Annotated in this window: 10 protein-coding genes; 8 read left to right on the top strand and 2 right to left on the bottom strand. The window is 61.1% G+C overall.

All coding sequences use genetic code 11. The features are described from left to right. Positions 1-29: 29 nt before the first annotated feature. The 7 genes from JAB4_RS21080 (at position 30) to JAB4_RS21050 (ending at position 10,549) form a co-directional block, all read left to right on the top strand. A complete protein-coding gene (locus JAB4_RS21080) occupies positions 30-2,183 on the top strand; it encodes a S46 family peptidase (RefSeq protein WP_070224043.1) in 2,154 nt (717 codons plus the stop codon). Positions 2,184-2,331: 148 nt separating this feature from the next. Continuing rightward, positions 2,332-5,106, top strand: a complete 2,775-nt coding sequence (gene tssI / locus JAB4_RS21075) for a type VI secretion system Vgr family protein (protein ID WP_070224041.1) — start codon at positions 2,332-2,334, stop codon at positions 5,104-5,106. 25 nt (positions 5,107-5,131) lie between these two features. Further along, complete coding sequence (locus JAB4_RS21070) at positions 5,132-7,189, top strand: phospholipase D-like domain-containing protein (protein ID WP_070224040.1); 2,058 nt, start codon at positions 5,132-5,134, stop codon at positions 7,187-7,189. 2 nt (positions 7,190-7,191) lie between these two features. After that, positions 7,192-8,784, top strand: coding sequence for a DUF6396 domain-containing protein (locus JAB4_RS21065; RefSeq protein WP_070308400.1), 1,593 nt, complete (start codon positions 7,192-7,194; stop codon positions 8,782-8,784). A gap of 4 nt (positions 8,785-8,788) precedes the next feature. Further along, on the top strand, positions 8,789-9,283 hold the full coding sequence (locus JAB4_RS21060; RefSeq protein WP_139143553.1) for a sel1 repeat family protein: 495 nt from the start codon (positions 8,789-8,791) through the stop codon (positions 9,281-9,283). Between the two features lie 115 nt (positions 9,284-9,398). Further along, the gene (locus JAB4_RS21055; RefSeq protein ID WP_139143554.1) at positions 9,399-9,887 is read left to right on the top strand and encodes a DUF6396 domain-containing protein; all 489 of its coding nucleotides are present in this window, start codon (positions 9,399-9,401) and stop codon (positions 9,885-9,887) included. Between the two features lie 128 nt (positions 9,888-10,015). After that, the gene (locus tag JAB4_RS21050) at positions 10,016-10,549 is read left to right on the top strand and encodes a hypothetical protein (RefSeq protein ID WP_070224029.1); all 534 of its coding nucleotides are present in this window, start codon (positions 10,016-10,018) and stop codon (positions 10,547-10,549) included. Positions 10,550-10,552: 3 nt separating this feature from the next. Here the strand turns inward: JAB4_RS21050 and JAB4_RS21045 are convergent, their stop codons facing one another. Together JAB4_RS21045 and JAB4_RS21040 are read right to left on the bottom strand one after the other, a co-directional pair. Further along, entirely contained in the window at positions 10,553-10,954 is a 402-nt protein-coding gene (locus tag JAB4_RS21045; RefSeq protein ID WP_070224027.1) for a hypothetical protein, read from the bottom strand. A gap of 71 nt (positions 10,955-11,025) precedes the next feature. Further along, positions 11,026-11,676, bottom strand: a complete 651-nt coding sequence (locus tag JAB4_RS21040) for a TetR-like C-terminal domain-containing protein (RefSeq protein WP_083286954.1) — start codon at positions 11,674-11,676, stop codon at positions 11,026-11,028. Between the two features lie 66 nt (positions 11,677-11,742). Between JAB4_RS21040 and JAB4_RS21035 the strand changes: the two genes are divergently transcribed. Beyond that, positions 11,743-12,261, top strand: coding sequence for a DUF2867 domain-containing protein (locus JAB4_RS21035; RefSeq protein WP_070224024.1), 519 nt, complete (start codon positions 11,743-11,745; stop codon positions 12,259-12,261). Positions 12,262-12,270 lie beyond the last annotated feature (9 nt).

Here is a 12,270-nt window from a genome sequence, read left to right as displayed (position 1 = left end):
TTCGCCTGCTATTTACGGAGGGGCATATCTTGTTCAAAACAATCGTTTTACCAGTCGCCTTGTTGGGCGCGTTCGCCGGCGCACACGCCGACGAAGGGCAGTGGCAACCACACCAGCTGCCACAGCTGAAAGCCGAGCTCAAACGGGTCGGCATCGACATTCCTGCAGAAAAACTCGCCGACCTGAGCAAGCATCCGATGAGCGCCATCGTGTCGCTGGGCGGCTGCTCGGCCGCTTTCGTCTCCGACGCGGGCCTGGTGGTGACGAACCACCATTGCGCCTACGGCGCCGTGCAGCGCAATTCCACGCCGGAACACAATTACATCACCGACGGCTTTCTGGCCAAGACGCGCGCTAGCGAGCTGCCGGGCGGTCCGAACAGCCTCGTGTATGTGACGGACAAGGTGGAAAACGTCAGCGAGCGCGTGCTGAAAGGCTTGACGGCCAACATGAGCGGCCGCGCGCGCCACGAAGCCGTGGAAAAGCGCATCAAGGACCTGATCGCCGAATGCGAGACGGACAAGATGTACCGCTGCTCCGTGCCCGCCTTCCACCGCGGCCTCGAGTACTACCGCATCCGCCAGATGATGATACGCGACGTGCGCCTCGTGTATGCGCCATCGGACAAGATCGGCAACTTCGGCGGCGACACCGACAACTACGAATGGCCGCGCCACACGGGCGACTACTCGTTCCTGCGTGCCTACGTGGGCAAGGATGGCCGTCCGGCCGACCCGTCGCCCGACAACGTTCCCTACAAGTCGAAGGACTTCCTGGTGGTCTCGGCCGAAGGCTTGAAGGCCGGCGACGGCATCTTGCTGGCGGGCTACCCTGGCCGCACCAGCCGCTACAAGCTGCCGGCGGAAATCCGCTTCGCGCGCGATACGGCCTTCCCCCTGAAAGTATCCGAACTGCAAGCCGACCTGGCCGTGATGGCCGCCGCCACGCAGGGCGATGCGGCCGCCGCCGTGCGCTACGCGAGCGTGGTGAAAAGCATCAACAACGTGCTGAAGAAAACCCAGGGCTTGCTCGACGGTTTCGCCCGCAAGGACATCGCCGCCATCAAGGATGGGCAGGATGCCGAGTTCCGCGCCTGGTACGCGAAACAGCCGAACGTGTCGGCCACCCTGCTGGCCGAACTGGACGCGGCGATCGCCAGCGACATGGCCCTGAGCGAAGAGGAGTTCGCCTGGACGGTGGCCACCAACAGCGACCTGCTGAAAAGCGCGCGCACCGTCTACCGTCTGTCGCAAGAGCGCCAGAAGCCGGACGCCGAGCGCGAATCGGGCTTCCAGCAGCGCGACCTGGCCTTCATCAAGGCCCGTCTGGCCCGTTTGGAACAGTCGTACGTCAACAAGGTCGACCAGGCGCGCTTTGAAGCGGGCCTGAAACGTTACGCCCAGCTGGCGGCGAAGAGCCATCCGCAAGGCCTGGACGCGCTGCTGCCGGCCCCAGCGGCCGTGGCGGCCCTGTACCAGCAGACGCAACTGGCTGACACGGCCAAGCGCCTGGCCTGGCTGGACAAGGACCAGGCTGCCGTTGCCCAGTCCGACGACGCTTTCATGCAGCTGGCCGTCAAGCTGTATCCGGTGGAACTGGCGCTGGAAGAGCGCCGCAAGGAAATCGACGGCAACCTGGAACGCGTGATTCCGCAATACATGCAAGCCGTGATTGCGTGGAAGAAATCGCAAGGCAAGCCGGTCTATCCTGACGCCAACTCGACCCTGCGCGTGACCTACGGCACGGTCTCGCCGTACTCGCCGCGCGACGGCATCACCAAGGGGCCGTTCACGACCGTGGAAGGCATCGTCGAGAAAGTCACGGGCAAGGCCCCGTTCGAAGCGCCGCAAGGCTTGATCGACGCCGTCAAGCAAAAACGCTACGGCCAGTTCCGCGACCCGGTGCTGGGTACCGTGCCGGTCAACTTCCTCACCAGCGCGGACACCACGGGCGGCAATTCCGGCTCGGCCGTGATGAACAAGCGCGGCGAACTGATCGGCCTGAACTTCGATTCGACGTATGAATCGATCACCAAGGACTGGTACTTCGACACGGCCATCACGCGCGCCATCCACCTCGACATACGCTACATGCTGTGGGTGATGAAGGAAGTGGACCACGCGGATAACTTGCTGCAGGAAATGACCATCAAGTATCCGAAAGCTGCCAAAGCCGCGAAGTAATCAGTTTTAGCAAGCGCTGGAACAAAGCCGCATCCGCCCCAGGGCCGATGCGGCTTTTTTGCGTATGGGCAACTGGTTTGAGTTCCATCAATATGCCAGCGTCCACCATGGTTAGCATGGACCAGGGAAACTATGGGATGGAGGCAACATGGATGATGGCGAGCTGGCAGCCGATCTGGCGCGGCTTTTCGGGGCGGACAGGCGAGTCCAGGACAGCCGCTTGCTGCGCATGGATTTTCCGCGCGAGGACGGTCCGCCCGATACCGCGCTGCTGGTCAACAGCTTGCGGGCACACGAGGAAATGTCGCGCGACTTCCGCTTCGACGTCGAACTGCTGTCCGATAATCTCCACGTCCCCCTGACGGCGATGATGGGACGCATGGTCACGATTTCGCTGGTGCGCGATGATGGCAGCTTGCGCTATTTTAATGGTTATGTCGGCGAATTTCGCCTGTTGCGCAGCGATGGCGGTTTCGCGTTCTACCAGATGGTGCTGCAACCCTGGCTGGCGTTGTCCAGGCTGCGCATGGACAACGTCTCGTTCCACGAACGCACGGTCATCGACATCAGCGAAACGACCTTCGATCATTATGTGCAGCGCGACTGGCAAAACCGGCTGCATGAGGAAAAAGCAATTTTAAGCTGCGCCAACCAGCATAATGAAACCGATTACAACCATCTGCACCGGCGCTGGGAAGACCAGGGTATCCATTACTGGTATGAACATCGCGCCGACGGTCATACGCTGTGTCTGGGCGACAATACCTGGCTGAGCGACAGCATCGATCCTGGCGACGGCCATGCCAGCGAAGCCGACGAGATGGTGTATCGCAGCGGCGCGGGCTCGCTGGAGCGCGACGGCATACGCGATTGGCAGGCAATACGCAAGATCGCTTCAGGCTCGCTCACGCTGGCCAGCTTCAACTACAAGCATCCGTATGCCAGCCGCGCCAGCGGCTATGCGCTGCACCAGCAGGGCGACGTGTTTGCCCATGAACTGTATCAAAACACCGGCTATGGCTATGCCGGCATGGGCGACGGCGAAGCGCTGGTGCAACGCCGCCTGGAGGAACAGAACTGCCAGGCGCAATACTTCGAAGCTGGCGGCAATCACCGCTGCGCCCAGGCCGGGCGCAGTTTCACGCTGGGCGGACACTTCAGCGCCCAGCAAGCCATGCCGGCCAGAGGTGAGGCGGCGCGCCCGGACATCGGCGCGCGCGAATACCTGATCCTGTCGGTCGATCATATCGCCAGCAACAATTACCAGGCAGGCACGGGCGCGAAGTCGCATTATGAAAACCGGTTTAACTGCATCCGCAAGAGCATCCGCTGGTATCCGGGGCGGCACTTCAACAGCACGCCTTGCGCGTTGCCCGGGGTGCAGACGGCGATCGTCACCGGGCCGGCAGGCGAAACCATCCATACCGACGGGCTGGGCCGGGTGAAGGTGCAATTCCACTGGGACCGGCTGAGCAAGTTCGACGCGGGCAGTTCGCCATGGATCCGGGTCATGACGCCATGGGCGGGCCAGGCGTTCGGCCAGATCGCGTTGCCGCGCATCGGCCAGGAAGTGCTGATCCAATTTCTCGACGGCAATATCGACCGTCCCGTCATCGTCGGCGCAGTGTACAACGGCAACCATGCGCCGCCGTGGAATTTGCCGGGGCAACGCATGCTGGGCGGCTGGCGCAGCGCCGAGCTGATGCCTGGCGGCGGCTGCGGCGTGCGCGGTAATCAGTTGGTGCTCGACGATACGCACCAGCGCATCCAGGCGCAACTGAAAAGCGATCATCAGCACAGCCAATTGTCGCTCGGCTGCATCAGCCGCATCGAAGACGCCAGCGGGCGCAAGGATGCGCGTGGCGAGGGCTGGGAACTGGCGTCAGACGCCTGGGGCGTGGCGCGCGCCGGCCGCGGCATGTTGCTGACCACCGAAGCGCGCCATGGCGCCGCCTCGCATATCAAGAGCATGGATGAAACCTTGCGTCGGCTGGCCGAGGCTGCTGAACGGCACAAGGCGCTTGCCGCCCTGGCGCAGCATTACGGGGCGCAAGAAAGCGCCGCCCAGCAGGGCGCCGCCGCCGATGTGCTCAATGACCAGCATGCCGGGATCAAGGGCGGTGCCGGCAGTGGCGAAAGCGCATTTCCCGAACTATCCAAGCCGCATCTGGTGCTGGCCAGTCCGGCCGGTATCGAAACGACGAGCGCGCAATCGACGCATATCGCCAGCGCCGAGCACACGGCGCTGACGACCGGGCGCGACCTGTCGCTGGCGGCCGGCGGCGGCCTGTTCGCCAGCATCGGCGCGGCGTTCCGCCTGTTCGTCCACAAGGCGGGCATGAAACTGATCGCCGCAGCCGGCCCGGTGCAGATCGCGGCGCAAACCGATGCGGTCGATATCGTTGCTCACAAGGTGCTGGAATTGATCAGTCAGACCGACTGGGTGCATATTCGCGGCCGCAAAGGCGTGCGTCTGCATGGCGCCAATTGCATGCTTGAAATTAGCGACAAGGTACAGTTTTTTACTGCGTCGCCGACGCTGTTCCATGGAAACCTGGAAACCTTGGCGCCAAAGAACCGGCCGCAGCCGGAGCTGGAACCGCCCGTCGCGCCGGTAGCGGGGCAATTGCAGCATACGATACAGGCCCATGCGGATGGCGGCCAGTACGCCAATGTGCCGTACACGCTGTACAACGGGGAAGCCGAAGTCGAACGCGGCTTGACCGACGAATTCGGCCGCATCCTGATCGCGCATCAGGACGGCACGCCCCGCTACCGTGTCGTCCTTGGCAATGGCGAAGAGTTTTCATTGCAGGCGAGCACACGCTTCGACCCGGACGCGGCGCCGGGCGGCGAACACACGCTGTCGAACCGCGGCTTGCGCGCGTTCGACGACACCAGCGACAGCCGCTGGGTTCAATGATTCACGACACTGACTGGAGAGCGCCATGCCGGAATCGAGCGGCCGCATCGAAACCACCCATATCGACGAAGTCGGACGGACTGCGACGAGTTCGCTCCAGTGGCTGCTGGAAAACCGCAACCTGAAGGGCAAGGCCACTCATCCGATTACGCACAACAACAAGCTGACACTGTTCATTTGCGGACAGGAAGGGTTCGCCGACATCGCCGGCGAGATCGCCAAGGCTAAACATTCGATCGACCTGTGCTGCTGGGGTTTCGACCCGGGCATGGAACTGGTGCGCGGCAACAGCGCCACCTGGCCGCGGGGCGAAACGTTTGGCGACTTGCTGATCGACGCCACCACGCGGCGTCACGTCAGGGTGCGCTTGCTGGTCTGGTATGACCGGATCGGTTCGCCGATAGCGCGCACTATGCCGGGCCATTCGCACGGTACCTCGCCATGGAAAACCGGTGGACAGCGCTTTGATGACATCAGCGCAAAAGCCAGCCTGGCGATGTTGCAGGAGGCAGTCAGGAAAAAACTTGTTTTAAGCAGTGCTTTCAGGGGCGATATCGTCCGGCCCGAGGATATCCCGATGCTGGCGCGTGAAGAATATTGCCACAGCTGGTATGCGGCCGCGTTCCATGGCTTGTTGGGGCGCCTGGAGATTCGTTTGCGGCACGGCGACAGCGCCGCGATCAGCAAGAGTATCGCGACCGAAATCAACCAGCCGCACGGCTTGACGATGGGGGAAATCGAAAAGCCCGGCATGCAATACCTGGGCACGCACCACCAGAAGCCGGTCCTGATCGATTTCGACCATGAAGAGGGCGCCAAGGCCGTCGGTTACGTGATGGGCCTGAACTCGGTGACCGATTATTGGGACACGACGGCCCATCTGCTCGACGATACGCGCCGCGAACAGGGCGGCGTCAACGAGCGGCGCGAGTGTGTGCAGGGAATGGCCGCGGATGGCGGCTTCGCCACCTTGAAGCCCTATCAGGATTACGCCTGCCGCATCGACGGCGGCCGTGCGCTGATCGCGCTCTACAATAATTTCGTGAAGGCGTGGGATCGCGCGATCGACGACCGCACGCGTTCGGCTTCCAAATCCTGTGTCAGCTGGGAGTTGCCATGTGGCAGCCCACCGGCGCGGCTGTTGGATAAGGCCGAGCCAAGCGACTCCACCGTGCAGATCGTCCTGACGCAGCCCGAGGAGCAGGACAAGACGATCAAGGAAACCTATTTTCGCGCCGTGACCCAGGCCAGCCTGGCGGCCGGCTACCTGTACGTGGAAAACCAGTATTTCCAGTATGAAGAATGGGCCCGGCACTTGCTGGCCGAGCGCAAGACGGTGGTCGCCGCCTGGAAGGCCGGAAGCCTGAAAGCTGGCAAGACCATGCGTGATATGCCGGTCATGCATGTATTCATCGTCATCCCCGTGCCGGAGCGCGCGCAGATGGTGCCGCGCACCCACGATACGCTGGCGGCGCTGGGGCAGCACGCTGGCATGACGGGTCAAAACACCATGATCGATGACTACAACAAGCAGCCGAAAACCCGGCATGTCAGAGGCGGATTCGGCATCACCAACGAGGTGGAAGTCAAGTTGCCCGACGTGGTGCAGCATGCCAACGGCATCAACAAACCCGGCGTGATGACACTCGAAAGCGAATTCGGGCTGAAGGTATCGGTGGCCATGCTCAATGTCAGTGCGTTTGACAAGGACCGCTGGCGCTACCGTGAAATCTACATCCATTCCAAATTGATGCTGGTCGACGACGTGTTCATGACGCTGGGCAGCGCCAACCTGAACCAGCGCAGCATGGCCGTCGATAGCGAAATCAATATCGCCACCGTCGACCACCGCGTGGCCCGCGATTTGCGCAAGCGGGTGTGGCGCATGCATAGCGGGGGATTGGTTGATGGCGGGGAGGGGACGAAGGCGGAGATTGTGGATGCTTATCGGAAGTGGGTGGAGCTGATGGGCGCAAATCGCAAGAAAAAATGGGATAAATCTGAAAATGCACTTTTAAAGAAAATGACCGGTTTCCTGCTGCCATTGGAAGACAAACGCAGCTCCACCATACGCCTGGGCTGATCATGAGTAAAAAAAATACTGTCTTCTTTCGCCTGCCATTTGTTGCGTTGGCAGTTCTTCTCTTTGCTCCTTTGATTGCCTGCAAAATGCCTAACGACAAAGTCCTGCCACGGAACCAAAGTTTGCCGCTTTTTAATCCCCATGTAGCGGATTTTATCTGTGAAACCGAGGCGAATAAGGTGCCGCCCATCGATGCGCAAGCCGAGGATTGGTTTCTCGCAGCACGCGCCTTGGAAGATCCTGAAATTTTCGTGGAAGACCGCGATTACAAAAAAATCGTCGATTTGACGCGTCAGGCGGCAGAGCGATTGCACTGGAAGGCGATGCTCAATCTGGCCAGCCTGTATGTGGAAGGGCGTGATCCTGTATATGGTGAGGAAGAAGCGGTGCAACTGGTGGAAAAGGCGATGCGCCTGGGCATACCTGCCGCCTATGACCGGATGGGGACGTATTACGCGAATGGCACGGGCGTTAACGGCGACATCACGCGTGCCTATGCCTTTTGGCAAAAGGCGGCGCAGATGGGTAACCCCCAAGCGCTGGGTTTTTTAGGAGAAAAACTCACTGCGGGGAAGGATTATCCGGGTGCTGAAATGTGGGGGAATATTCCTGTGGCAATCAAGATGATGGAGTGTGCACTGGGGCAGGGATATGGCCCATCCGCATATGATTTATCTTATTTATATGTTGTATTAAGAACGCCTGACGGCACGTCTGATGGGGAAAGAACAACTGAAACCAAAGAGCGTGCCTTGCAAGTATTACATACCGGAGTAAGGCTGGGCTGCGAGAAATGCGCAAACAAACTCACGATTGAATTTGGCGATCCGTTTGATCTTGCAAATATGCTGGTTCCGTACATTGATAAAGCGCGAGCGGAACGTTACGGCGTACTTAGCCGTGAACTTGGATTCAATCCCAATGCGCGTTTTCCTAATCTGGACAAGGTCTTGCCGCTCCCGCCCGCCGATCTGCCGTCCTGGAATGGCGACAGGGATACCTTGCTGCATGCCGCCAAGGGTGTCCGCCCGCCGCCCGCCATGCCGCAGCCAAGCGCCTCCTCTTTGTTGCAAAAACCATATTTCCTGGCCGCCGACTATGCGCTGCGTCCCACCGGCTTGCACAGCGACGCACCGACTGCGCCGTTTTCCGCATACTGGCAACCGGCCGCTGGGCAGGATTTGACGGAACCGGCCCGGCTGTTCAGTGAAGGCGAAGCGTTCCGCCATTTCAGCGTGCTCGATGCTGACGGAAACAGCCGTTATGGCCCCGTGACGTGGGAGCAGTGCCTGACGATACGGCACAACCATGGCGCCGTGGAACCGCGCACGGTGCAGGGTTTGCTGCGCGAGGTGGCGCGGCCCGAGCCTTTGTTGAGCTGCGTTTGCGACCAGGTCTGTCCGGTCAGCGGCGTCTGGCAACCGTGGTTGGCGGCCGACCATCCGCTGCGGGCCATCGTCAACCAGTACTGGCGCCAGGCGTGGCTGAACCAGGGCGCGCCGTTCCCGCGACCACGCCGCGACTGGCTGCTCGATTTGCCTGACGACGACGTGACGTGGCATTTGATGGATGCGTCCCTTCCTGATCTTGGATAAGGCAATGGATAGCAATCAATCCAGCATGGCTGCCGCGAGAGGACGCCTTGCGTCGCTTATTGTCTTGTGCTGCCTGCTTGCCTGCAAAATGCCTAACGACAAAGTCTTGCCACGTAACCAGAGCCTGCCGCTCTTCAATCCGCATGTCGCGGACTTCATCTGTGAAATCGAGGCAAGCAAGGTGCCGCCCATCGATGTGCAAGCCGAGGACTGGTTTCTCGAAGCGCGCGCCATGGAAGATCCTGAAATTTTTGTGGAAGACCGCGATTACAAAAAAATCGTCGATTTGACGCGTCAGGCGGCAGAGCGATTGCACTGGAAGGCGATGCTCAATCTGGCCAGCCTGTATGTGGAAGGGCGTGATCCTGTATATGGTGAGGAAGAAGCGGTGCAACTGGTGGAAAAGGCGATGCGCCTGGGCATACCTGCCGCCTATGACCGGATGGGGACGTATTACGCGAATGGCACGGGCGTTAACGGCGACATCACGCGTGCCTAAGCCTTTTGGCAAAAGGCGGCGCAGATGGGTAACCCCCAAGCGCTGGGTTTTTTAGGAGAAAAACTCACTGCGGGGAAGGATTATCCGGGTGCTGAAATGTGGGGGGAATATTCCTGTGGCAATCAAGATGATGGAGTGTGCACTGGGGCAGGGATATGGCCCATCCGCATATGATTTATCTTATTTATATGTTGTATTAAGAACGCCTGACGGCACGTCTGATGGGGAAAGAACAACTGAAACCAAAGAGCGTGCCTTGCAAGTATTACATACCGGAGTAAGGCTGGGCTGCGAGAAATGCGCAAACAAACTCACGATTGAATTCGGCGATCCGTTTGATCTTGCAAATATGCTGGTTCCGTACATTGATAAAGCGCGAGCGGAACGTTACGGCGTACTTAGCCGTGAACTTGGATTCAATCCCAATGCGCGCTTTCCTAATCTGGACAAGGTCTTGCCGCTCCCGCCCGCCGATCTGCCGCCCTGGAATGGCGACAGGGATACCTTGCTGCATGCCGCCAAGGGCATCAGCCCACCACCAGCTACCCCGCAGCCAAGCGACGCCTCGCAGTTACAAAAACCGTACTTCCTGGCCGCCGGCTAGGCGCAGCGTCCCGCCGGTTTGCCTCCCCGGCATCGCCCGCACTGTGCACGCGCCACGACCTGCCGCATGGGCTGCCCCACGTATAATTCCGCGCACTATCCACCGCTATTCTTTTTCGACAGGTTCCCATGCCCCAGACTCCCGATTTACCGCCGGATTGGCACGCGTTTGAAACAGCCTATGACGTTGAAGCAACCTGGTTCAGGCTGGCCAATGCCTCGCTGGCGCTGCTGGGCGCGTCCGCTTTCAAGGATCAGGCATTTTCAGCCTTTGCCTTCAATGCCGTATCGTTCCCGTCCATTTCGCTGAGCTTTGACACCGATCCCGGTAACAGGGCGCGCGATTACTATCCTCCGGACTGGTCGAACGAGTGCATGGAAGCCGACGTGCCGGAAATCGGGCAATTGTGGGAGGAGGGCTACGCAAGGATCGAAGATGCTTTAAGCGAGCTGATCGACGCTGCCGATGACGAGCTGCTCTGCGCCATCGAGGAAGGCTATCTGCACAGCCTCAGGAAAACCATGGTGCGGCTGGAAACGAGCCGTGCTTTCGAGCAGATCAAGACGTGTGCGCCGTTCTGGACCGTGGTCACGCAAATCGATGCCGATACGGATGAAGAGGAGCGCCTGCTCGAACAGGTGCGCCAAGACTTTCTGGCGTGAGCGCTATATCAGGGCTTGCCACGCCCTGACTTCTTCGTCCGTGAGCACCGGCCCCCAGCCGCCGCGCAGCGCCGCATCCGGCTGCGCATAGCGCCCAAGCTGCGGCACGGCGACGTCATGCCTGGCACAGATATCAAAGACGGCTTCCAGCTGGCGCCTGCTGGCCGCAAGGTCATCGCCATGCCAGGTACAGGCGCTCGTTTCCAGCACATGCTGCACCAGCGCTTCCAGCGTGCCCAGCAGGTGCCCGGGCAGTGGCGCACGCACGTCTTCCGGCCAGGGATCGCCCATGCCCGTCACAGCCAGGGAAGCGAAGCCCCGTTCCCAGGCGGCAAAATCCTCTGGCCCGACCTGCGCCACTTTCCACACGTGAGCGGCGAACGCGGACAGGGCAGGATGATCCACATCAAAGTGCCGGCAAAAGCGTTGCAGGCACGTGACGGCAAGGCATTGCCTGGCGATTACGGAGAGCGTGTCTATCGAGATGTTGTGCATGAGTCAAAAGCTCCTGACGGCGGCGCCTGCCGCAGCGCCTCCACCGGCAATTGAAAAAAGCGCGGCACCATGGCCGGCGACAGCGCGTCGCCGCCGTCCGCCATGGCCAGGCGGCCACTGAGCAGCAGCATCACGTAGCCATGGCCCAAGGACCAGCCGGCGCTGGCGGCGGCCTTGTCCCAGCGCGGGTCGAGGCCCGCTTCGCGCACGGCGGCGCCCGCCGTCTGCAGCACGTACTGGAAGCACGCCTGCGCCGCTTCCTGCAGGGCGGGGAACTGGCGCACGTCCTGGTGCTCGAACATCAGCCGGTAGTGGGCCGGCGCGGCCAGGGCGAATTCGATGTATTGCTGGCCCAGCAATTGAAAGCGCTGTTCGGCCGGCAAGCTGCCCGGCGGCGGCAGCTGCGTTTCCCATTTCTGTATCAGGCTGGCGAAACCGGCCGCCGCCACCTCGGCCAGCAGGGCTTCCTTGCTGGGAAAGTGGCGGTACACGGCGGCGACCGAGACGCCCACCGTGCGCGCCAGTTCGCGCAGCGACAGGGCGGCGTCTTGCTGCTGCGCCAGTTGCGCGATGACGGTGGCGACCAGGGTGTCGCGCAAGTTGCCGTGATGATAGGTGCTCGTTGTTGTCATTCGATGTTATCGCTGTTCACATTGTCGTGTATGATGGCATGTTATCACTGAAAACATGGAGAGCACATGCATGAGATGAACATTGCCGTCCGCACCGTGGACTTGCCGCCAGGCGCCAGCATCGCCCCGCTGTATCCCGGCAGCAACCTGGCCGACGCCTACGCCGTCGATTTGCCCACCGCGCAGGCGCGCCAGATGGACATGCAGAGCCTGGCGCGCCAGCTGCTGGGCAAGCAGCCGGGCTGGGCGCGCAAGCTGATGGTGCTGCGCGACGCCATCGTGGCGCGTTTCGGCATCCGGACGGCAAAACAGATGGAAGCGCGGCCCGGCAAGCGCATCGGCATCTTCCGCATCTATGCCGTCAGCGACGACGAGATCATCCTGGGCGAGGATGACAGCCACCTGGACTTTCGCCTGTCGGTGCTGCGCAACCGCGACGCGGGCCGCCATGGCAACGTGACCGTCTCCAGCGTCGTGCATTGCCATAACCGGGTGGGGCGTGCCTATATCCTGCTGATCCGGCCGTTTCACAAGCTGATCGTACGGCATTCGCTGGCGCGCGCCGCCAGGGCAGGCTTCGCCTGAGGCGGGGAG

This window comes from Janthinobacterium sp. HH102 (assembly GCF_001758625.2).
Taxonomy (GTDB): Bacteria; Pseudomonadota; Gammaproteobacteria; order Burkholderiales; family Burkholderiaceae_D; genus Janthinobacterium.
The sequence above is the reverse complement of the archived record's forward strand: the minus strand, read 5'-3'. Positions and strand labels throughout refer to the sequence as shown.

Excerpts from the sequence above, each read along its gene's own strand:
- tssI (WP_070224041.1), top strand. The coding sequence starts at position 2,332 with ATGGATGATGGCGAGCTGGCAGCCGATCTGGCGCGGCTTTTCGGGGCG.
- JAB4_RS21070 (WP_070224040.1), top strand. The coding sequence starts at position 5,132 with ATGCCGGAATCGAGCGGCCGCATCGAAACCACCCATATCGACGAAGTC.
- JAB4_RS21065 (WP_070308400.1), top strand. The coding sequence starts at position 7,192 with ATGAGTAAAAAAAATACTGTCTTCTTTCGCCTGCCATTTGTTGCGTTG.
- JAB4_RS21060 (WP_139143553.1), top strand. The coding sequence starts at position 8,789 with ATGGATAGCAATCAATCCAGCATGGCTGCCGCGAGAGGACGCCTTGCG.
- JAB4_RS21050 (WP_070224029.1), top strand. The coding sequence starts at position 10,016 with ATGCCCCAGACTCCCGATTTACCGCCGGATTGGCACGCGTTTGAAACA.
- JAB4_RS21040 (WP_083286954.1), bottom strand. The coding sequence starts at position 11,676 with ATGACAACAACGAGCACCTATCATCACGGCAACTTGCGCGACACCCTG.
- JAB4_RS21035 (WP_070224024.1), top strand. The coding sequence starts at position 11,743 with ATGCATGAGATGAACATTGCCGTCCGCACCGTGGACTTGCCGCCAGGC.